Source organism: Pseudomonas fragi, assembly GCF_900105835.1.
Lineage (GTDB): Bacteria > Pseudomonadota > Gammaproteobacteria > Pseudomonadales > Pseudomonadaceae > Aquipseudomonas > Aquipseudomonas fragi.
This window is the reverse complement of the sequence record NZ_LT629783.1, coordinates 940,549-962,718: the sequence shown is the minus strand read 5'-3', so window position 1 is coordinate 962,718 and position 22,170 is coordinate 940,549. Positions and strand designations below refer to the sequence as shown.

At 61.4% G+C, this 22,170-nt stretch carries 11 protein-coding genes; 4 read left to right on the top strand and 7 right to left on the bottom strand.

Annotated elements, in window-relative coordinates:
- Positions 1–35: 35 nt before the first annotated feature.
- Positions 36–3,014, top strand: a complete 2,979-nt coding sequence (locus BLU25_RS04110) for an RHS repeat domain-containing protein (RefSeq protein WP_016781116.1) — start codon at positions 36–38, stop codon at positions 3,012–3,014.
- A gap of 29 nt (positions 3,015–3,043) precedes the next feature.
- Here the strand turns inward: BLU25_RS04110 and BLU25_RS04105 are convergent, their stop codons facing one another.
- The 4 genes from BLU25_RS04105 to BLU25_RS04090 all read right to left on the bottom strand — a co-directional run bounded on the left by BLU25_RS04105 (position 3,044) and on the right by BLU25_RS04090 (position 6,187).
- A complete protein-coding gene (locus tag BLU25_RS04105; RefSeq protein WP_016781115.1) occupies positions 3,044–3,811 on the bottom strand; it encodes an SDR family oxidoreductase in 768 nt (255 codons plus the stop codon).
- A gap of 23 nt (positions 3,812–3,834) precedes the next feature.
- On the bottom strand, positions 3,835–4,902 hold the full coding sequence (locus BLU25_RS04100; RefSeq protein ID WP_016781114.1) for a phosphotransferase family protein: 1,068 nt from the start codon (positions 4,900–4,902) through the stop codon (positions 3,835–3,837).
- Between the two features lie 202 nt (positions 4,903–5,104).
- Positions 5,105–5,419, bottom strand: a complete 315-nt coding sequence (locus BLU25_RS04095) for an SCP2 sterol-binding domain-containing protein (RefSeq protein WP_016781113.1) — start codon at positions 5,417–5,419, stop codon at positions 5,105–5,107.
- 57 nt (positions 5,420–5,476) lie between these two features.
- A complete protein-coding gene (locus BLU25_RS04090) occupies positions 5,477–6,187 on the bottom strand; it encodes a histidine phosphatase family protein (protein WP_016781112.1) in 711 nt (236 codons plus the stop codon).
- A gap of 207 nt (positions 6,188–6,394) precedes the next feature.
- On the opposite strand from BLU25_RS04090, the gene sohB reads away from it, so the two are divergent.
- Positions 6,395–7,414, top strand: a complete 1,020-nt coding sequence (sohB, locus tag BLU25_RS04085; RefSeq protein WP_016781110.1) for a protease SohB — start codon at positions 6,395–6,397, stop codon at positions 7,412–7,414.
- A 203-nt stretch (positions 7,415–7,617) separates the two neighbouring features.
- Positions 7,618–12,702, top strand: a complete 5,085-nt coding sequence (locus tag BLU25_RS04080) for an NEL-type E3 ubiquitin ligase domain-containing protein (RefSeq protein WP_016781109.1) — start codon at positions 7,618–7,620, stop codon at positions 12,700–12,702.
- Positions 12,703–12,750: 48 nt separating this feature from the next.
- On the opposite strand, the gene BLU25_RS04075 is transcribed toward BLU25_RS04080, so the two are convergent.
- From BLU25_RS04075 to BLU25_RS04065, 3 genes are all read right to left on the bottom strand, one after another.
- Positions 12,751–13,245, bottom strand: coding sequence for a DUF934 domain-containing protein (locus BLU25_RS04075; protein ID WP_016781108.1), 495 nt, complete (start codon positions 13,243–13,245; stop codon positions 12,751–12,753).
- Positions 13,229–14,887 (bottom strand): nitrite/sulfite reductase, encoded by a 1,659-nt coding sequence (locus BLU25_RS04070; RefSeq protein ID WP_016781107.1) that lies wholly within the window; start codon positions 14,885–14,887, stop codon positions 13,229–13,231. The genes BLU25_RS04075 and BLU25_RS04070 overlap by 17 nt, the downstream gene beginning before the upstream one ends.
- Positions 14,888–15,317: 430 nt before the next feature.
- Positions 15,318–15,536 (bottom strand): DUF2970 domain-containing protein, encoded by a 219-nt coding sequence (locus tag BLU25_RS04065; protein ID WP_016781105.1) that lies wholly within the window; start codon positions 15,534–15,536, stop codon positions 15,318–15,320.
- Positions 15,537–15,679: 143 nt separating this feature from the next.
- On the opposite strand from BLU25_RS04065, the gene BLU25_RS04060 reads away from it, so the two are divergent.
- Complete coding sequence (locus BLU25_RS04060; protein ID WP_083369532.1) at positions 15,680–22,153, top strand: NEL-type E3 ubiquitin ligase domain-containing protein; 6,474 nt, start codon at positions 15,680–15,682, stop codon at positions 22,151–22,153.
- The last annotated feature ends 17 nt before the right edge of the window (positions 22,154–22,170 follow it).

Genomic DNA, 22,170 nt, shown 5'->3' with positions numbered 1-22,170 from the left:
CTTTTTAATTATTGTGCAGTTCAGGAACTTGCCCCATGCCTCAAGCCTTGCATCGCCACACCCCGACGCTTAGCGCCTGTGACCCTCGCGGGCTGCCCGTGCGCGAGGTGGCCTACCACCGGCGCAGTGCGGCACAGTTGGCCGAAGCACGCATTTGCCGACAGGTGTTCGGCCCCACGGGGCATGTGGGTGAACAGTGGGATGCGCGCCTGCTGGCCTTGCGCAACCAGGACCCGGCCACGGTGGCCAATCAACGCAACCGCCACTCACTGTCGGGGCGCCTGCTGTACAGCGCCCATGTCGACCGGGGTGTACGTATCACCCTGGCTGGCGCAGGGGCACAACTGCGCTACAGCTGGGATGCCCGGGGCACACGGCACACCTGTGAATACGACGGCCTGCTGCGCCTGAGCGCAGTATTCGAACAGGGCGCCGACGCCACGACCGGTCGTTGTGTCGAACGCCTGAGCTATGCCGACAACCGCACAGAACACCGCTTGCTCAACTGCTGCGGGCGGCTGGTCCGCCATGATGACCCGGCAGGCTCGCTGTGGTTTGAGGGCTATGACCTGTTGGGGCAGGTGACGAGCCAGTCGCGGCGCTTTGTCCGCGACGTATCCCTGCTCCCAGATTGGCCGGTGCACAGCGCAGGGCGTGAGCCGTATCTGGAACCCGGCAGCTGGCGCACATACTGGCGCCATGATGCCTCGGGCCAGTTGATCGAACAGACCGATGCCCGGGGCAATCGGCAAGTGTTCCAGCAGGGGGTGGATGGCTTGCTGACCTCGCTGCTGGTGCGCACCGTCAGCGGCGCCGAGCAGCGGGTGATAGAGCAAAGAACCTACACCGCCAATGGCCAGATTGAAGTCGAGCGGGCGGGCAACGGCGTGGTCAGTGTTCTGACCTACAACCCGCTGGATGATAGCTTGCAGCGTCGCCAGACCTGGCGCACCGGAAAACCGGGTGAACCGCTGCAAGACCTGACCTATACCTACGACCGGGTCGGCAATGTGCTGAGGTTGGCGGATGCCGCGCAGCCCTTGCAGTGGGCTGACAACAGCCGTGTGCAAGCGGTGAGCAACTATGCCTACGACACCCTCTACCAACTGATCGAAGCTACCGGCCGGGAAAATTCGGACCCTGCCTACGGCCCGCAACTGCCCGGTGTTGCACTGTTATCCGGGGGCAGCGCCCAGCGCTTGCGCAATTACCGCCAGGTCTATACCTACGATGCCGGAGGCAATTTGGCCCGGTTGCAACACATCCCCAGCCACGGCTCGGGCTATACCCGTCAGATGAGGCTGGCGCAGCACAGCAATCACGGCCTTGAGCAAACGCCGGGGTTGGCCGCCAACCCGGGGCCGGGCAGTGGTTTTGATGGCAATGGCAACCAGCAGAGACTGGAGCCCGGCCAGACCCTGGCCTGGAACCTGCGCAACCAGTTGCAGCGGGTGACACTGGTAGCGCGGGCAGAAGGGGCCAACGATGAAGAAATCTACGTTTATGACGGTGGCGGGGCGCGGGTGCTTAAAGTCCGACAAAGGCACGGCCATCGCCTGCCCCGGAACGAAGCCGTGTACTACTTGCCCGGGCTAGAAATCCGTCGCAACAGCGCCACGGGCCAGTGGCTGGATGTGCTGACCATTGCCGGCGAACTCAGCAGTGCGCGGATCCTGCACTGGGAGCAGGGCCGCCCCGCGGACATCGAGAACCACCAGTTGCGCTTGAGCCTGGCAGACCACCTGGGCAGCAGCACCCTGGAGCTGGATGGGGCAGCGCGCCTGCTCAGCCAGGAAATTTGCTACCCCTATGGCGCCACGGCCTGGTGGGCAGCCAGATCGGCCATCGAGGCCAGTTACAAACATGTGCGTTATTCGGGCAAGGAGCGCGATGCCAGCGGCCTTTATTACTACGGCTACCGTTATTACGCACCCTGGCTGGGGCGCTGGATCAGCGCCGATCCGGGGGACGCGGTCGATGGCCTGAACCTGTACGCGATGGCGCGGGGTAACCCGATCAGCAGGCGGGACGAGCAGGGCTTGCAGAGCAGCGAACTGGTCGGGCAGGGCAGCCTGCTTGCTACGGTGAAAGGTGTCGCCACGGGGGTGTCGAACCTGGTGCGGTCGCGCGTGCAGGCCTCCAGTGCGGCGGCAATCCGCGATGCCCTGGCCACATATATAAGCAATGCCATAGGCGCCGGGGTCGATATTGCCCTGTTCGAGGGGCGCCAGCCGTCGGGTGCGGCCAACAGCGCCCTGAGAAGCGTGGTGGCGGTCCTGGACGCACTGACCATGATGCACATGACCACCGGGGTATTTGGCCACCTCACCCGCTGGAGCCCATTTATCGGCTTTTTTGCCGCCTCGGCGGCGGATCGGGGTTTCGAAATGCGTGGTGCCATCGAGGGTACGGGAAGCAGTCAAGCCTGGGACCCGGTGGCCCGTCTGCGCCTGGCCGGTCATGTCCGGGCCTTTAGCCGGGAAATCGTCCAGCAGGCGCTCAGAGGCATGGGGGACAGCGTGGCCTGGGGCCAGACCCCGGTGCCAGCGCGAATCCCGCGAACGTTGATGGCTGCGGGCGCCTATAGCCTGGCCACCATCCCCGGTGCGGTCTATGGCCACTATGTGCCGGGACCGCTGGTGTCCAACCTGGCCCCGGCGATTGAGGCTTACGATGCGGCAGCGGGGACGTGGATTCGCGCAGGCCATCCCACTGCGAACCTGGAGCGGCATGCCCAGACACTGCAACTGCCCGCTCTGATGGACACCGCCCAGGGCGGGCTTAGCCGGATGTTCAACCAGACCTGGAGTTACTGGGCGGGGGTAGGTATCGAGGCCATTGCGGCCTTTGCCACGGGCGTGCCCATTGCCCGGCAGAGTGCCCGGGCGCGGGCCTGGGTAGGGGCTGCCAAGGGCGTGGTGTCAGCCCTTACCGAGGTGCGTGGGCTGCTGCTACAAACTGCCAGAAGTGGCTACAGCAGCCTGTTTGCGCGCTGGAGAACGGCCAGAGGCTGAAAAACACCCCTGCTCCGGGAGTGACTGGCTCAGGACAGAAAACCGCCATCCACATTCAGCGAAACACCGGTGGTGTAGCTGGATGCATCACTGGCCAGGTACAGCACGGCCCCGGCCATTTCGCTGGGGGCTGCTACGCGTTTGAGCGGGATCTGTTGCAATGCAGTTTTCAGAATGGCGTCGTTACTGACCAGCGCCGAGGCAAATTTGGTGTCGGTCAGGCCCGGCAGCAGGGCGTTGCAGCGAATGCCGAAGCCTGCGCATTCCTTGGCAAACACCTTGGTCATGTTGATCACTGCGGCCTTGGTCATCGAATACACGCCCTGGAATACCCCGGGCGATACGCCGTTGATCGAGGCCACGTTGATGATGCTGCCACCCCCGTGTTCGCGCATCAGCTTGCCCGCTTCGACCGACATAAAGAAATAGCCGCGGATATTCACGTCCACGGTTTTCTGGAAGGCGCTGAGGTCAGTGTCCAGCACGTTGCAGAACTGCGGGTTGGTCGCCGCGTTGTTGACCAGGATGTCGATGCGGCCAAAGTCGGCGCGGATGCGCGCAAAGGTCTGGCTGATCTGCTCCATTTCACCGATATGGCAGGCAATGGCCGTGGCCTTGCCACCTTCGGCAATGATCGCATCGGCTACTGGCTGGCAGCCCTCAAGTTTACGGCTCGAGACAATCACATGGGCCCCTTGCTGGGCCAGCAATTTGGCGATGGCTTCACCGATGCCGCGGCTGGCACCGGAAACAAAGGCGATTTTGCCATCAAGGTCGAACAGTTGGGTCCTGGACATGCTGATTCCTTGTGATCTCGGGCTTAGAGGCTGGAGCGGCGAATGACGGTGAGGCTCATCTGCTCAAGCAGGGCGTTCATGTGCACAAATTGGGCAAAACGCTTGTCTGCGGTCTGGCCGTGGTAGTAGCGGTAGTAGATTTGTTGAACGATACCCGCCAGTCGAAACAGGCCGTAGGTGTAGTAGAAATCGTAGTTGTCTATCTGAATCCCGGAGCGCTCAGCGTAGTAATCGACAAATTCGCGGCGGGTCAACATGCCTGGGGCGTTGCTCGGCTGGCGTCGCATCAATTGCACGGGTGCCGGGTCGTCGGCTTCGATCCAGTAGGCCAGGGTATTGCCCAGGTCCATCAACGGGTCGCCCAGGGTGGTCAGTTCCCAGTCCAGTACACCGATGATCTGCATCGGGTCGGCGGGGTCAAGGATCACGTTGTCAAAGCGGTAGTCGTTATGAACGATGGCCGGGGTGGGGTGGTCGGCCGGCATATTGGCCTGCAGCCAGTCCTTGACCGCGTGCCAGCGTGGCGCGTCCGGGGTCAGGGCCTTGTCGTAGCGTTCGCTCCAGCCGCTGATCTGGCGCTGCACATAGCCTTGCGGTTTGCCCAGCTCACCCAGGCCACAGGCGTTGTAGTCGACGCGATGCAGCTCCACCAGCTTGTCGATAAAGCCCTTGCACAGGGCGCGGGTCTGCTCGCTGCCCAGTGCCAGTTCCGCTGGCAGGTCCGAGCGCAGAATGATGCCCTTGACCCGCTCCATCACATAGAACTCGGAGCCGATCAGGCTTTCGTCAGTGCAATGCGCGTAGGCCTTGGGGCAGTAGGGGAAGGCCTCGCTGAGCTGGTTGAGGATGCGGAACTCGCGGCCCATGTCATGGGCTGACTTGGCCTTTTGGCCAAAGGGCGGTCGGCGCAGCACCAGTTCCTTGCCGGGATATTCGATCAGGTAGGTCAGGTTTGAGGCGCCGCCGGGGAACTGGCTGATCGCAGGTGTTCCCACCAGCCCGGCGACGTGCGCCTTGAGGTAAGGGTCAATGCGACCGGCGTCGAGTTCTTCGCCAGGGCGGATGCGGGTGGATGAGTCGGTAAGCGCCATGTTTATCTCTTCTGCTTATATTTGTGGCCTGACAACATTCGCTAATCTAATGGGCAACCCGGGGTGCCACAAGGCAGGCAGGGTCTTAATAGGCAGGGGTGTTAATGGGCAATCAGCCTCCTTGATAAGCCTGTTTGAGTGAAGCACAGAGCAAAAAAAACCGAAGCGTCGTGGGCTTCGGTTTTTGGGTGTTGCGTGTGGCTTAAGCCGGGAACAGTTCGCTCAGCTTCATGGCCAGCATCATGTCGCCTTCAGCGCGCAGCTTGCCGCCCATGAAGGCCTGCATGCCGTCGGTTTCGCCGCTGACGATGCCTTCCAGGGTCTCGCCGTCCATCACCAGAGTTACCTGGGCGTCCGGGTTCTCACCTTCCTTGAGTTCACAGGTGCTGTCTTTGACGATCAGGGAGAAGTGCTTGTCGTCATCGATGCGGAAACCAAATACCAGGTCCAGGCCTGCAGCAGCGGCTGGGTTGAATTTGGCTTTCATTGCTTGAACGGCATCAGCTACAGAAGTCATGGTTCGATCCTTATATAGGGTGGAGTACGGCGGCCCGAAGGCCGCGGTTGCCGGTGCTCAACGATAGGTGATGAGTGCCGGCGTCTTCAACAGTTGCAAATGCACATGACTGTTGAAGGAAGCCAGGGTGACCTCGCGGCCATGAAACTTGAGCTGGCTGAGCGAGGTGTTGACGATTTGCCACGCCAGCTTGAAGGCATCGGTGGCGGGAATTTGGGTCAGCAGGTGGATCAGCGCCGTAATGGTGCCAGCAGAGGTAAACACGGCAATGTTCTGCTGGCCCTTGGCAAGGTCGAGCAGACGATTGAGCCCGCCCTGTACCCGTTCAACAAAACCCGGCCAGGTTTCCAGCCCGGGCGCGTCGTAAGTGCCGCTGATCCAGCGTTCGATAATCAGTTCAAAGATGCGCTGGAATTCTGCCGGGTTATGGGCGGCATTGTTCATCGCCGTCAGGGCCTCGGGCTCGTCTGGCAGCAGGCCGGGAAGCAGGGCGTCGAGTATGGCGAAAGCATCGAATTCGTTGAAGGCAGCGTCTGTTTCAACGGTAGGGGCAGGCAGCCCGGCGGCGCCCAGTTGCGCCAGGGCATGGCGCGCGGTGTCTTGCTGGCGCGACAGGTCGCCCGCCAGGCAACGGTCCAGGCGCAGGCCCAGATGGGCCAGGTGCTGGCCGGCAATTTCGGCCTGGCGCACGCCCAGCGGCGACAGCCTGTCGTAGTCGTCGGCACCGAAGGAGGCTTGGCCATGTCTGATCAGATAAATGCTGCCCACGTGCGCGTCATTCCGCTGCGGTGAAAGTCAGGCGAGGTTAGGAGGATGGCAAGTGGCTGTCAATGAAAAAACATACGCTTGTTTGAATTGCTGGCGGCGCCTGCGCTCAAGGTGTTTCACGGCTGGCAGGGCCAGGTTGGCGCCGGTATGCTGGTTGCCATTGCGCAGCCCTGATCCGGGGGCTGCAGACGTTTTCAAGGAGAGGCTGTGGAATTTCTTGCCGAGTACGCCAGTTTTCTGGCCAAAACCGTGACCCTGGTGATCGCCATTGTGGTGGTACTGGTGACCCTCGCCGCCCTGCGCGGCAAAGGGCGACGCACCACCGGGCAATTGCAGGTCATTAAGCTCAATGACTTCTACAAGGGCCTGCGTGAGCGCCTGGAGCAATCGCTGCTGTCCAAGGACCAGCTCAAGACGCTGCGCAAGCAGACCGCCAAGACCGACAAAAAGCTGAAAAAACAGCCCGAAGACAAGCCTAACGTTTTCGTGCTGGATTTCAGCGGCGACATCAAGGCGTCGGCCACCGAGAGCCTGCGCCACGAAATCACCGCCTTGCTGACCCTGGCCAAACCCACCGATGAAGTGGTGCTGCGCCTGGAAAGCGGCGGCGGCATGGTCCACAGTTATGGCCTGGCGTCTTCGCAATTGGCGCGCATCCGTGAGGCGGGCATCCCGTTGACCGTCTGCATCGATAAAGTCGCCGCCAGTGGCGGCTACATGATGGCCTGCATCGGCGAGAAGATTATCAGCGCCCCCTTTGCCATCCTCGGTTCCATCGGCGTTGTTGCGCAATTGCCCAACGTTAACCGCTTGCTGAAAAAGCACGATATCGACTATGAAGTGCTGACCGCTGGCGAATATAAACGCACCCTCACGGTATTTGGCGAAAATACCGAAAAAGGGCGTGAGAAGTTTCAGCAGGATCTGGATATCACCCATCAACTGTTCAAGAACTTTGTCTCCAAATATCGCCCACAACTGACCATCGACGAAGTGGCAACCGGTGAAGTCTGGCTGGGAGTTGCCGCCATCGACAAGCGCCTGGTCGACGAACTTAAAACCAGCGATGAATACTTGTCGGCACGCGCCAGGGATGCCCATCTCTACCACCTGCACTATGCCCAGCGCAAAAGCCTGCAGGAGCGTGTGGGCCTGGCGGCGAGCACCTCGGCGGAAAAAGTGGTCGACTCGTTGTGGGCGCGCCTGACCCAGCAGCGCTTCTGGTAAAGGGCGGCGACACTTTTGCAATTACACGATTGCAACAGTGTCGCTGTTTTACACTGTGGCGTTACTTTTAAAGTGCGGTAGATAGTTATTGTTTTAACCGTGTTTTTAAATGCGTTGGCCGATTGTTGATCAAGTAATTAACCGACTCGTTTTGCGAGCTGTCTATAAACTTCAAGCATTCTATTGGATGCCGGAGTTTAGTGATGACAGACACTTTTGCCAGCGTTATATCCACGGCCGAACAAACGGTCATTGAACAGGCCGCTCGCCTGGCCAAAACGCCGGCCGATAATCGCCATGTCGCTTACCTGCCCGAGTTGATGCCGCCCTGGTTCGTCCAGGCCCCCCCGGCGCTGCGCGAGGCATTGCGCAGCAGCTTCAGGCAGTGGCAGGCCACCCGGCGTGCCACCTCCGCCATCCTGGCTCAGGTCCAGCCCATCGAACAGTTTGCCGAACCCTTGCTCAGGGCGGCCCTCACGGCCCGCGGCTGGGGCGAGGTGGACCCGCGTAGCTATGGCATCAAACAGGTGCGCCTGTTGAGCAATCTGGTGCTGTTTTTTGCGCGTCAGCAGGTCAAGCTGGTCGATACGGTGATCCAGCTGGCCTGGCCTGAACTGCTGACCCCAGAGTCACTGGAGCTGGATCTGGTGTCCGGCATCACCCGGCACAGCTTGCTGCAAGCAGCCCTGCAAAATTTCGAGCGTGCAGAATCCGCCGAAGACGGTTTTGATCCGGGCAGTTGTCTGTATCAAGTGAGTGGCGAGGCAGATGTGCAGCATGCCACGTTCAAGCCCTGGGCCTTTGCCGCGATCTGCCGGGACCTGGATCTGGGCACGCAATACCAGTGGCACCTGAGCCGCGTGTTTGAGCCGATTGATGACAACCTGGCTCCTGAAGACAGCAACTCCAGAGCCTACAAGGTCAATGTTGCATTCAGCCAGAACAAGCGCTACGAATTTACCTCGGCCCTGCACATGGCCATGATGAAGATGGAGATCAGCCCGGCCAATTACACCTTTCTGATCAACCTGTTGGCTGCGCCGGGAGCAATCTCGTCGCGTCTGCCTGTGGTCCACAGCACCTTGCAGATCATGGCGTTCGAAGTGCCCGGGGTCATGATCTTCTGGCCCGAAGGCAAACCGGCGCGACAGGTGCAGTCATGCGTACTGTATCTGCCTGACAGCCCGAACCGGGCATTTCACGAGTTCGAGTCGTTCCAATTGTTGAAGGCGACACTGTGGCAATGGCTCAAGGGCCGCAATTTTGCCCACTATTTTTTTCAGCGTGTGCCCCTGCGCCATCGCGCCGAGTTTATGCGGCGTACCGATGTAAAGAACATGACCTGGGACTCGCTGCTGCTGCGCCGCCCGCCCATCATCAATGAACCTGCACTGATGTCCGAAAGCCTGCACCTGCTGCAGCGGGAAGATCCATTTGTCGTGGCCTGGCGCCTGCAACTGGCGCAGATCAAGGACGATGCCCGGGTCCTGGTGGTGCCCACAGAGGATGAAGACTCCAAAACCCGTCTGGAACGCCAGGCTTGCTTCCTCAATCTGGGGCTGAGCTTGCTGACCATAGCCCTGGGGTTTGTGCCGGTGCTGGGCGAGGTGCTCCTGGTTACCAGCGTGATCCAGCTGGGGATTGATGTGTATGAAGGCATCAGTGCCTGGCAGCAGGGCGATCGCGTTGCTGCCCTGGAGTATTTGTTTGATGTTGCGCAGAACATCGCGCTGACGGCGGGCCCGGCAACGCTGCGGCCGGCGCCGCTGGTCGATGCCCTGGTGCCGGTGCGTCTGGTGACCGGGCAAAGGCGCCTGTGGCGCCCGGACCTGACCCCTTACGCCATGCCCAAAAATTCCCTCGCAGGGCTTTTACCTGATGCCCAGGGGCTGTACAGCGTGGGTGAGCGGCAATTTATCAGGCTTGAAGACAAAGTGTACGGGGTCAAGGTCGACCCGCAGACCCTCAAGGGGCATATCCAGCATCCCCATGACCCCCAGGCCTACACTCCGCGCATCGAGCACAATGGCAGCGGCGCCTGGGTGCATGAGCTGGAAGACCCCATGCACTGGTCGAGCAGTCAACTGCTGCGTCGCCTGGGGCCTGAGGCCCGTGGGATTGGCGATGCCGGTGCCAGGCAAGCTCTGGCCGTGAGCAATACCGATGAGGGCATGCTGCGCAAGCTGTACCTGGAGCATCTGCCCCTGCCGGCAATGCTGAGCGACAGCCTCACGCGCATCCGCCTCAATGAAATGATTGAAAGCTTTATTGTGCAGATGCAGCAGGGGGGCAACCGCTGGGCAGACAATGCCGAGATGCAACTGGACCTGATAACCCGGTTGCCCGGCTGGCCGCCAGACCGTGTCCTGCGCGTCGTCGACATTCAAGGTACAACGCTGCGCGAGTACGGCCCGGACCTGGCGCCCGCACACCCACGGCTGCAAATCGTGGAAAGCCAGATCCGCAATGGTGATCTGTTGAAGGTGACCCTGGAATGTCTGTCCACGGCCCAGGTTGAGGCGTTGCTGGGGCAAGCCATCGAAGGCCTGCAACAGCAGCTGCAGGCCCTTGCCCGTCAGTTGGGCGAGCAGGCCGCGGCCACCAGGGGCGAATTGCTTGCACGCTTGTATGACGCACAGGATGCAGTGCCTGAGCAGGCCCAGGCACTGAAAAACCAGTTTCCCGGCCTGCCGGGGGTGGTGCTGCAGGAGCTGCTGCACCACCTGTCGGCCGCCCGGCTGGGGGTGGATGACAGCGCCGGGCGCCTGCCCCTGCATGTGCTGGAGGAGGCGCGCAGCTATACCCGGGCCCTGCGCCTCAATCGCGCCCTGGAGGGGCTTGGTTTCGACGCACTGAGCAATGCCGACAGCCTCAGGCTGGCCTGGAAGACCTTGCCCGACGTGCCCGGCTGGCCCGCCAGCCTGCGCCTGGTGATCCGGGACAAGGCCAGCGGCACGGTGCTCGATAGCGTGGGCAGTGACTCGGCCCTCTACAGCCACGAATTGTTTAAAAGTGCTGACGGCTATGAGTTTCATGGCACGGCCTCGCAAGATGTTCATCGCAGCCCCGACCTGCTGGAGTGCGTGCTCCAGTCACTGACACCGGCACAGCGCCAAAGCCTGGGGTTGCCGCTCGCAGAACCGCTGGCGGCGTTGCGCGCGCGCATTGCCGCCCGGGCGGCAAGCTACCGCGAACACAGTGCCGTGGCCCTGGGCATGCAACCGGTCAAACCCTGGTTCAAGTCACCGTTACGGCTGGCCGATGGCCGTCTGGGTTACACCTTGGGCGGGCGTTCGGGACATATGCTGGAAACCGAGCGCACGCACCTGCTCAAAGACCTGGTCAGCGAGCTGTTCCCGCTGATGGACGAGACGCAGGCCGGACAGTTTCTGTACCGCCTGAAACTGACGCCAGAACTGACTACCCGGGCGCTGGCCAGGCTCAAGGTCGAGTTGCAGACGCTGCGTAACGACCTGGAGCAGTGGGAAAAGGCCACGGTGTGGACCCAGCCTGCAGAGGGACCGCGGGTGCCGGTGCCCGTTCCGGTCAAGCGGGCCATGAGCCAGGCCTTGATCCGAACCTGGCGCCGGCAAACTGAAACCCTGAGCCTGGGCGATTACACGGGCCATGTGCTTGACCTCAATGCCTGGCCGGTGGATTGCCTGCCCGAGCTGTCCGCCGATTTCGGCCATGTTGGCACGTTACGCCTGCACAACTCGCCCAATGGCCGGTTTGCCAACCGGTTTCTGGAGCGTTGCCCCAACGTGCGGGTGCTGTCCCTGGTCAATTGCCAGTTGCTGGAATTGCCCACGGCGATTTCCGGCATGCATGAACTGATCGACCTGGACCTGCACGGCAACCGGATTGAACTCAACGACCGCTCCACCAGCATCCTGGCGGGCTTGAACAAACTGCAGTCGCTGAACCTGGTGGGCAACACCTTGGGCCGGCGCATCTCGGTGCGCCGCATGACCGGGCTGGTACATTTACGCCTGCGCTATACCGGCCTGCAGACCTGGCCGGAAGGGGTCGAGGCACTCGCTGGCCTGCAAACCCTGGACCTGCGCGACAACGCCATCACCCGTATCCCCCAGGAAGTACTGACCGCCCAGAGGGCCGCGCTCAATCGTGTCACTCATCTGCATGACAACCCGCTGAGCGCAGACTCCCTGCGGCGCCTGGAGAGCTACCGGCGTAGCGAGGGCATTGACTTTGGAATCATGCCTGGGCGCCAGCACGTGATGCCTGTGCGCGGTATTTTTCATTGGGCATCCCAGCCGACTTTCCAGCAGAACGATATCTGGCGCGACCTGAGCAGCCTCGAGCGCTCGGCGGATTTTTTCCGCGTGATTGAGGACCTCAGTGCCTCATCCCAGTACTTGCATGGCCGTGAAAGCCTCAGCCGGCGCGTGTGGGCAATGCTCAATGCGATGCATGCCCACGGTGAACTGCGTGACGAGCTGTTCGAGGTCTCGGCCAACCCCAATACCTGCGCCGACGGGATCCCGATGATCTTTGCCGATCTGGAGCTGCGCCATCAGATCTTTATCGCCCAGAGCACGGTTAACACCGAGAACAAGCTGCTGACGCTGGGCCAAGGGCTGTTTCGCCTGGAACTGCTGGACAAGCATGTGCGTTCGGTCATTGAGGGGAGGGTGGCGCAGGTTCACGCCGAGCAGAGCGAATATGTGCGGCAGCTGCAAACCCTGGTGGATGCTGTCAGTGCGGATTTTGCGTCCGGGCCGGTGGCGGACATGACGCCCCTGGAGCAGCAGGGCGTGGCCTACCGGCTGGGTACACGGCAAGCCATGCGCCTGGCCCAGCGCCTGAGCCCGGCCGACTTGCAGGCGCGCATTGAGCGCATCGACCCGCTGGAGGTGCAGATGTTCTATCAGGTCAACCTGGCGCGGCAGCTGGGCTTGCCCGCTCGGCCCACGAGCATGATTTTCGAGCGCATGGCCAATGTCACCCCGCAGCAACTGGAAATTGCCCGGCTGCATGTAGTGAGCGAGGACACGCTGGAGACCCGGACGGCCTATATCGAAAAACAGGGATTTTGGGCTGGCTTTCTGGAGAAGAAATACCCGGAGGCGTTCAGTGCTGCCGATGCGCCATTACACGAGCGCATGCAGGTGATTTACATCGCCCGTGAGGGCATGTCCAGTCAGGATTATGTGGCGCAAACCCAGGCGGTGGGCCAGAGTCGCCAGCAAGTGAGGGAAGCGTTGATCGCCCGGCTGACCAGGGCCGAAATCGAAAAGTATCCATTTTCCGAGCCCGGTGCCTGAGCCGCCGGTACGAAGGCCGGCCCCGAGCGTTCGGGGTCGGCCGGCGAATCAACGACGACGGAACAGCGGCATCGGCTCATCGGTTGACGACTGGTACGTCACCGAAAAGTCCTTGAGGCCCTGCAGGGCTTCGTAGGGATCCTTGTCGGGGCGAATGGCAAAGGCGTCGAAACCGCAGCGATGCAGATAGAACAACTGGTCGCGCAATACATCGCCAATGGCGCGCAGCTCGCCTTTGTAACCGTAACGGTCACGCAGCAGGCGGGCATTGGAGTAGCTGCGACCATCGGTGAAGGCCGGAAAATTCAGGGCAATGACCTGAAAATTCGCCACGTCTTCACCCAGTTCTTCAGCTTCTTCATCGCTGTCCAGCCATACGCCCAGGCCGCCATCGCGGGCCTTCAGGGCATGGCCGTGCTCGCGCCACATCGCCAGCGGCACGATCAGGTCGTCGCAGTTGGAGATTTCGTCAAAGGTGGTTTCCTTGGGCAGCAAGTGCCAGGTTTCATCGATGACTTGGTTGTTCTTAATTATTCGCTGCATAGACGCGCTCCTTGAAAGGGTCGATGCCGATACGCTGGTAGGTATCGATAAAACGCTCGTCTTCGGTACGTTTTTCAACATACACGTCGATCAGCTTTTCAATCACATCCGGCATGGCGTCCTGGGCGAACGACGGGCCAAGGATTTTGCCCAGGCTGGCATCACGGCTGGCGCTGCCACCCAGGGACACCTGGTAGAACTCGGCGCCTTTTTTGTCAACGCCCAGAATCCCGATATGACCGACGTGGTGGTGACCACAGGCGTTCATGCAACCGGAAATGTTCAGGTCCAGTTCGCCAATGTCGAACAGGTAATCCAGGTTTTCAAAGCGGCGCTGGATCGACTCGGCAATGGGAATTGACTTGGCGTTGGCCAGGGAGCAGAAATCACCGCCCGGGCAGCAGATCATGTCAGTCAGCAAGCCGATGTTCGGTGTGGCGAAGCCGTTTTCACGCAACTCGCCCCACATGGTGAACAGTTGGCTTTCTTCAACATCGGCCAGGATGATGTTCTGCTCGTGGGAGGTGCGCAGCTGGCCAAAGCTGTAGCGGTCGGCCATATCGGCAATGGCATCCCACTGCTTGTCAGTCACGTCGCCCGGCGCAACACCTGTAGGCTTGAGCGACAGGGTAACGGCGACATAGCCCGGCTTTTTGTGGGCCAGGGTGTTGCGCACGCGCCAGCGGGCAAAGCCCGGGTGCTGCTTGTCGAGCTCGGCCAGTTCGGCGCCGAAGTCAGGCAGGGCCTTGTAGTCAGGGTCGACGAAGTGCTTGGCGATACGCTGCACTTCGGCTTCGGTCAGGGTGTTGGAACCTCCGCGCAGGTGGACCATTTCCGCTTCGACGCGCTCGGCGAACACTTCAGGCGTGAGGGCCTTGACCAGAATCTTGATCCGCGCCTTGTACTTGTTGTCACGACGGCCATAGCGGTTGTACACACGCAGAATGGCTTCGAGGTAACTGAGCAGGTCTTGCCACGGCAGGAATTCATTGATGAAGGCACCGATCACCGGGGTACGGCCCAGGCCACCACCGACCAGTACACGGAAGCCTACTTCGCCGGCGTCGTTGAGCACAGGCTCCAGGCCGATGTCATGCACTTCAATGGCGGCACGGTCGGATGTCGAGCCGTTGATGGCGATCTTGAATTTGCGTGGCAGGTAGGCGAATTCCGGGTGGAAGGTCGTCCATTGACGCACGATTTCGCACCAAGGGCGCGAATCGATCAGCTCATCGGCAGCCACACCGGCAAACTGGTCGGTGGTGACGTTGCGCAGGCAGTTGCCGCTGGTCTGAATGGCGTGCATCTGCACGGTGGCCAGCTCTTCCAGGATATCCGGGATGTCTTCCAGCGCAGGCCAGTTGAACTGCACGTTCTGGCGGGTACTGATGTGGGCATAGCCCTTGTCATAATCGCGAGCGATCTTGGCCATCATTCGCGCCTGACGCGAGGTCAGCTGGCCATACGGCACGGCGACCCGCAGCATTGGGGCAAAGCGTTGAACATAAAGGCCATTTTGCAGGCGCAGGGGGCGGAACTCTTCTTCGCTCAGCTCACCTGCCAGATAGCGTCGGGTCTGATCCCGGAACTGCTTGACGCGGTCCTCGATGATCTGCTGATCGTACTCGTCATATACGTACATATAGGTCCTGTTCTCAGGCTGCTAACAGCTTATCTGCGCGCACGGCCGCGCACTCCCCAAGGAGCGGGGCACGATACCAGTTTGTAGTTATGCGCAAAAGTGATGTTTAAGCATATGCAAAGAACCAAAACGACTATAAGCGGTTGATTCTCAATCCCTTACTTGTGGGAAGGGCATGGCTGGACTTAACTCAGTTGAAGTCTTCAAGCAATCACCCATAAAACCGAAAAGAGGCGATGCGATGAGTACTCCCGTGAAAGTCCGTAAAAGCGACAGCAAGGTCGATGCCTGGGCGATTTTCTTCCTGATTGTGCTGGTGGTGGCGACAGCCGTGTTCTGGGTCAGCCACCAGTAACTGGCGGGTAAAATCAGCCGGTTTTCAAGGCTCCTTTGTGGGGGCGAGCAAACCCGCTCCCACCACAAGCCCGTGCTAGAGCCCTGCCAGATGCAGCACCAGGGTGACGATCCCGTACAGGGTCAGGGCAAATACCGCTGTAAAAAGTAAGCCCAGCACCAGGAAATGGGCGGGTTTGCCGTGGGTAAAGTCGCGTGCCCGGTTTTTGGCGCTTTGTACGCCAAAGGCGGCGGCCATTACGCTGTGCAGCACTTGCCACAGGGTAGGTGGCTTGTTGTCGGCAGGATCGTCCATAAGTGCCTCGACTGTCTGAGGTGAAGCGGCGATATCCCTGAGCTTAGTCAATTTTCTCCTGCATAAATATTTACCACCTTTGGCGATGCCGTGTTGGTTGTACTGGCGACTCATTCAAACGGGTTTTCAGCCAGAGGCATCCCATGGACAGTTTGCACTCCCCGGCAGAGTCAGGGCCGTACGACACCTTTATCAGCAATAAAATGCCCGCCTGGGTCAAACACACTGTGGCGGACGATATCAAGCGCCTGAAGCCGGGGCTGTTCCCGGGCTACACCGAGCCGGTGGATATCGACAACCGTTTCGCCCGCGCCCCGTCATGGCAGATCCAGGCCTTGTTGGTCAGCCAGCTGCGCAGTCGCGCCGCCAATCAGGCGCTGGCTCTGGCGCTCGGGCATCTGCAGGGCATCACCCAGTTTGCCGAGCCGCGCTTGCAGGAGGCCCTGCAGAGCCATCAGGGCCAGGGCCGGGCAATGGACATCAACAGTGACCGCCTGTTTTATCTGCGCCGTAACCGACCAGTACAGCAACAGACCCTGCTGCAGGCGGCATTGTCGAACTTCGAGGGTAACGAAGACTTCAATCAGCGGGTGGCCGGGCAGGTCAGTGCGCTGGCACCGCCGGGGGCATTGCCCGTCGAACGCTTTGTGCCGCAAACCGGTCCCGATTACCCCGCCATGCTCGCCGATACCCTAGTCCACGGTTCGTCCTGGCCGGTGGACAAGGTCAAGCAGGAACTGGACAACCTGAACCCCGTGGCCGGTTTCAGTTATCAGCAAACCTTGCCCATGAGCCCCCAGGTGTTCTCACAAATCTGCAGAGCGCTGGACCTGGGCGAGCAGTACCAGGCGCATTTGAATGAGGTGTTCGACCCTCCAGCCGTGCGGTCCCTGATGATCCGGGCGCAGATCGAGCTACTTGCAGTTCGCCTGCATACGGCGCTGATCCAGGGCCATGTCAGCCAGGCAGCCCATGCAATGGTCATGGCCCTGCTGCAACGTCAGCGGGACCCGCAGCTTTATGGCAAGCCCGTGGCGTTCAACCGTCTCCAGATCTATGGCATGACCCTGGATGAGGTGCTGGTCATCGGTCCGTACCGGTCCCGCTGGCCGGTACTGGAGTGGGGGCATACCGGCCTTGATGGCGTACCCGTCATGAAAAAGCCGGACATGGAGCCGGTGGTGGTCTATATCCCGGGGGCTCTTGTGACCCCCCTCAAGGAGTACCCGTCATTCGAGGCGTTCCAGTATGAGCTGGGACTGAACCTGCGCGATCCGGGCTGTCGGCAACTGATCGCCAGCCTGCTACCCCAGGGCAGCGCCGGGGCTTTTATGGCGCGGCTCAATCAGCATTTGTACCAGACCAGACCAGACCCTGCCGGCCAGGTGCCGCCGGTGTATGTAGACGAAGTTGATCTCAAGTTGGCGCTGGTCGGCATTGATACCCCAGCCCATGAGCTGTTCACGACCCTCAACCACCAGCACCTGGACCGGCTCAAGGCCAATGCCCGCGTGCTGGCGGTGCCCACGGCCGATGCCGACAGCAAGTTGCTGCAGGAGCGCCTGGAGTACTACCTGGGCATCGGTCTGGATACCCTGAATGTGGCGGCGTTTTTTATCCCGGGGGCCGGGGAGGTGATGATGGCCGTAATTGCACTGCAGATGGGCATGGATGTCTGCCACGGCATCGAAGCATGGAATGTGGGCGATGTGCAGCAGGCCTGGTCCCATATGGAGTCCATTGCCCTGAATATCGCCGTCACCGGTGTGACGGGGGCCGCCGGCCACGTTATCGGCGGCCGGTTGGCGAAGGCAACGGCGCGCTGGGGCGAGGGGCTTGTACCGATCGTCTTGCCTGACGGGCAAACACGCCTGTGGCGCCCTGAACTTGAGCCCTATCGGTGCGCCGAGTCGTTCGACCCGCAGGTTGAGCCCAATGCCTTGGGCCAGTATCGGCTGGAGGGCAAAACCTATGTGCGGATAGACCGGCACTTCTACGAACAGGTCTACGATCCGAAGCTCGATGCCTGGAGGGTCAGGCACCCCGGCGACAACAGCGCCTACCAGCCACTGCTCAAGCACAACCATGCGGGCGCCTGGCGCCATAGCCATGAGCAACCCTTGCAGTGGCAGCGCTTGACCCTGCTGCGGCGGCTTGGGCACGAAACCCGCTTCTTTGATGACCAGGTACTGGTGCAGATTGGCGATGTGAGCGGGGTAACGGATGAGGAATTGCGCAGGGTGCATATGGACGGCCTGCCGGTGCCGGCATTGTTGCAGGACACCCTGGCGCAGTTCAGGGCCGCACGGGAGCCGGGCGGGCGTGCCAACGGTGCTCGGGGCGCGGCTGTTGACAGCGGCGGGCCGGATCTTGAGCGGCTGCGTCGCCGCTTCCCGATGCTGACCGGGAATGCTGCCCGGGAAGTCCTCGGGTATGCCGCAGCCAGTGACCTGGCGCGCCTGCGCCTGACAGGCCAGGGCTCCAGGGAACTGGACGATCTGGCGCGGTATTACGCCCAGCAAGGGCGCCTGAACCGGGCACTGGCCGGGCTGTATGTGCCGGAGCTGGCAACTGTTGACAGCGAGCGCCTGGCCATCGAGGCAAGGCTGCATGCAAGCGGCCTGCAGGGCACAGCGCAGGACGAAGCAATGGCTGCTTATGCCACGTCCCATCGCAATGAGATGGCGGGCGCACTGCATATGCGACCGATACGCGCAAGGCCCGGCTGGCAACGGCTCAATGGCAAGGTAGGCTATGCCTTGTCGGGCCGCGGGGCAGGGGCGGAGGTCAACCCTTCCTTGATCAGCAGGGTGCGCGATATTTACCCCAACCTGAGCGACGAGCAGGCCGAAGCCTTTGTGCGCGAGCACATGGCGAGCGCACAGACAGACCGGCAGATCTTCGATTTTCTCGCCGCCCGCCAGCGGGAGCTGGATGCCCTGCGTGCCACCTTGGAGAACTGGGCATCGGGAGCTAACGGGCCTTTGAATCAGCGGGTACGGCGCCTGACCGCTGACCGCCTGGTCACATGCTGGCGGCAAGGGTTGCAGCGCAGCGAGCAGCCTTTTGCCTATCTTGATCTCGGGTTTGACTTGAGCGCCGCAGGTGATTTTCCGGTGCTGGAAGCTGATTTTTCCCATGTCAGGACCTTGAAGCTCAGCGCCGACCTGTTGCTGAGCGAGCCCGATGGCGTTCTGGTCAAGCGCTTTGGTGCTGTGCGCAGCTTGGAGCTGAGCATGGAGCAGGGGCAGATGCCGGCCGTGGCCGATGCATTGACGCAGTTGCCCGCTGTTACGCAACTGTCGCTGGAGGCCAGTTGGCAGGGGTTTCCCAGGGCATTTCTGGCGCGCCTGGAGGGCTTGGCCCGGCTCGAATCCCTGACCCTCAAAGGCACTGTGGGTACCCTGGATGCAAGTGGCTGGCCGCAACTGCGCCTGCTGCGCGTCAGTGGCCGGCTGGAACACTGGCCGGCCGGGGTGCTGGAACTGGCCCACCTCGAATCCCTGGACCTGTTTGGTACTTCACTCAAGACCTTGCCCGACGAGTTGTTTGCCGGCCATCCAAGGCTCTGGCGGGGCCTGTTGCTGGACTGGTCCGGGATTGAAGCGCGCACCGCGATGAAGGCCTGTGAGTACCTGCGTGAAAACCCTGCCACTGGGGTGGACCTGCACATGTGGTCCAGCGCTTACTGCTCCGGCTGCCTGACCCGCTTCCTGCCCCGGGACCGCCAGTTTGCACGTTCGCTCATGGCCAGTCTGGGCCAGGACGAAAACGCTGTCGCCCGCCTGCTGGAACGGGTCAATGGCTTGCAGGCGGAGCATCAGGCCCTCACCGATGGCATCAATGCCTGGATCGAGAGTGAACCGGCCAGCGCCGACACGCTGTTTCGCCGTCAGGCGGGAGAAAGGTTTCTGCGTTGCTGGCGTGCTGGCATAGAGCCACGGCTGGGGTTGGAAGAATCCGCAGCCGGGCCGTCGTGGCGAGCTACACCCGGCGCGCAGACGCTGGATCTGGCGGGTGACCCGATAAGTGATCTGCCAGTGTTGCCGGGCCAGGCGGCCTTTGCCCATGTCCACAGCCTCAACTTGAGCGAACTGGGCCTTGGGCTGGAGTTGCTGGAGCGCTTCCTGGTTTCGTTCGAGCATGTGCGCGAGTTGAACCTGAGTCGCAACGGCCTGGACACGTTGCCACAGGCCTTGGGTGAAATGCACCAGCTGACCGGCCTGAATCTGGCCCATAACGAATTGATCATCACCCCGGCGGTGCAAACCCGCCTGAACGGGTTGACCCGGCTGGAGCGTCTGAACCTGCAGGGCAATCGGGTCACGGTTCTGGACGTCAGCACCATGACCCGACTGGAGTCCCTTGACCTCAGCCATACGGGTATCAAGAGCTGGCCGGCCGGGGTGCTGGAGTTGCCACGCCTGCGCCAGCTGGACCTGAGCAGCAGCGCCATCAGGACCGTGCCCGATGCCCTGCTCAGTGGTCATGACGGGTTGCTGCAGGGCACGCGACTCAACGGTTGCAGCCTGACTGCGCAAAGCTGCGCGGACTTGCTCACTTATGCTCGGCGCACAGGGCGTGACAGGGTTAGCAATATTGCAACCGGGTTGCTGGCTGCCGGCAGGACCGGCGGCAGCCCGGAGTATTTCCCCGTACTGGTGAACGACCAGCCAGACCTGCTGCTGGCCGACGGGCCAGTATTCAGCCCGGATGAAGTGGTGCCCGGGCCTGCACCTGTGTTTGAACCGGGCAACCCCTCATCCAGTCGTACCGCCTTGCTGCAGCAGGTCAACCCGGACCTGAGCCTGCAGGACGCGGTGGCCTGTCTGGATCGGTGGCAGGCAGAGGGTATGGCGGTACTGGATATTGACGCGCGGCTTGGCGAATTGCATCGCCAGCACCAGGTGCTGGTCCAGCGCCTCAATGACTGGATCAACACCCCGGGGCACCGGGAAGGCGGACGCTGGGTCAGTGCCGTCGACCGTCGGCGCGCGGCTGACCGGCTTATGGGGAGCTGGCGCCAGGGGGTGACCGCCGCCAGGGGCGAGGAGGGCCAGACCCTGGACTTTTCCGATCTGTGCCTGGGGGACATACCGGCCCTGAGCGTCGCCCAGGAGCATGTCACCACCCTCAACCTCAGTGGCGTACGCATCACTTCCCGCGGTACTCAAGCCTTTATTTGCGAGTTTCCGGCCTTGCGCAGCCTGCACCTGAACAACAACCAGCTGAGCCGCTTGCCGGAGGGGCTGGGTTCCTTGCAGAACCTGTCGCGGCTGGAAGCCTCGCGCAACCATTTGCAGGCCGAGGACAGTTACGGCCCGTTGCGCTCCCTGGCCCATCTGCAGTGGCTGGACCTGAGCTACAACCGGCTTGCCAGCTTCGACCTGAGCGGCATGAACCAGTTGCAAACCCTGAACCTGCAAGGCAATCGCCTGGTGCGCTGGCCAACCCGGGCGCTCACTACCCCCACGCTGACGACCCTCAACCTGAGCGGCAACCAGATCGAGAATATTCCGGTGGAGTTGTTTGAAGGTGACAACGACGGGCTTATGGCGCACACCGATCTGTCCAATAATCCGCTTTCGGCCGCAGGGTATGAAACCTTGCGCGACTACATCGACTTTTCAGGCAACGACATGGGCTTGTCTCCTGAAGACATCGACGACGGGCTGGCCTACACCGACAACAGTTCCGACAGTGACAATGAGCAGGGCCCTGCCCCTGTCGGTGATGAGAACCTGGACCATCTTGATGACTTGAGCCCGGCACAAGTGGCGCAGCAGAAGGCCCGCTGGTTGCAGGGCGTGGCCCAGGACTCGCCCCTGCATGGCATCTGGGATGGCTTGTGGGCACGCAGTGAGGGCAGGGGGCTGTTCTACCTGCTTGACCAGTTGCAATTTACCCAGGACTTTATCCAGGACCGGGCCGGCTTGACCCAGCGGGTATTGAATGTGCTGCAGGCTGCGGCGTCGGATACCCGGCTATGCGACGAACTGTTTGTCATGGGGCGTTCTGATGTGACCTGTGGTGATGGCCGCATCCTGCTGTTCAGCGATCTGGAAGTGAAGGTCTACGAATTCAACGCTTTGAAGTCGGTAGTGGCGGGTCAGGAAGGCCCGGCATTGCTGGCCCTGTCCAGGCGTCTGTTCCGTCTGGGGCAGTTGGAGGATATTGCCCAAATGGCCTGTTTGAACCGCCGGGGCGCAGATATCGCCGAAGTGCGCCTGGCCTACCGCATCAGCCTGGGCAAGCGCCTGGATCTGCCATCACAGCCCAAGGACATGCATTACAGGCATGCGGCCAAGGTCAGCGCGCTGGATATCGAGAGCGCCTACCTGAAAATCAAGGCAGCAGAAAGCTCCCCGGCTTTTATGGCGCAGTTGCTTGAGCAGGATTACTGGACGAGTTATCTCAAACGCCAGTACCCCCAGGCGTTCGTGGAGCTTGAACAGCGTTTTGCCCAGGAGCACAAAGCCCTGGAAGAACGCCATGCTGATCTTGGGGATGACTATCAGAGAGACATCAACGATCTGGACGAAGAGAAGAAAAGCGAGGAACGGCAACTGCGTGAGCGCCTGACAGAGCAGGCGATCAGCAGTATTGAAGGGGCTTGACGGTGGGGGAGCGGGCA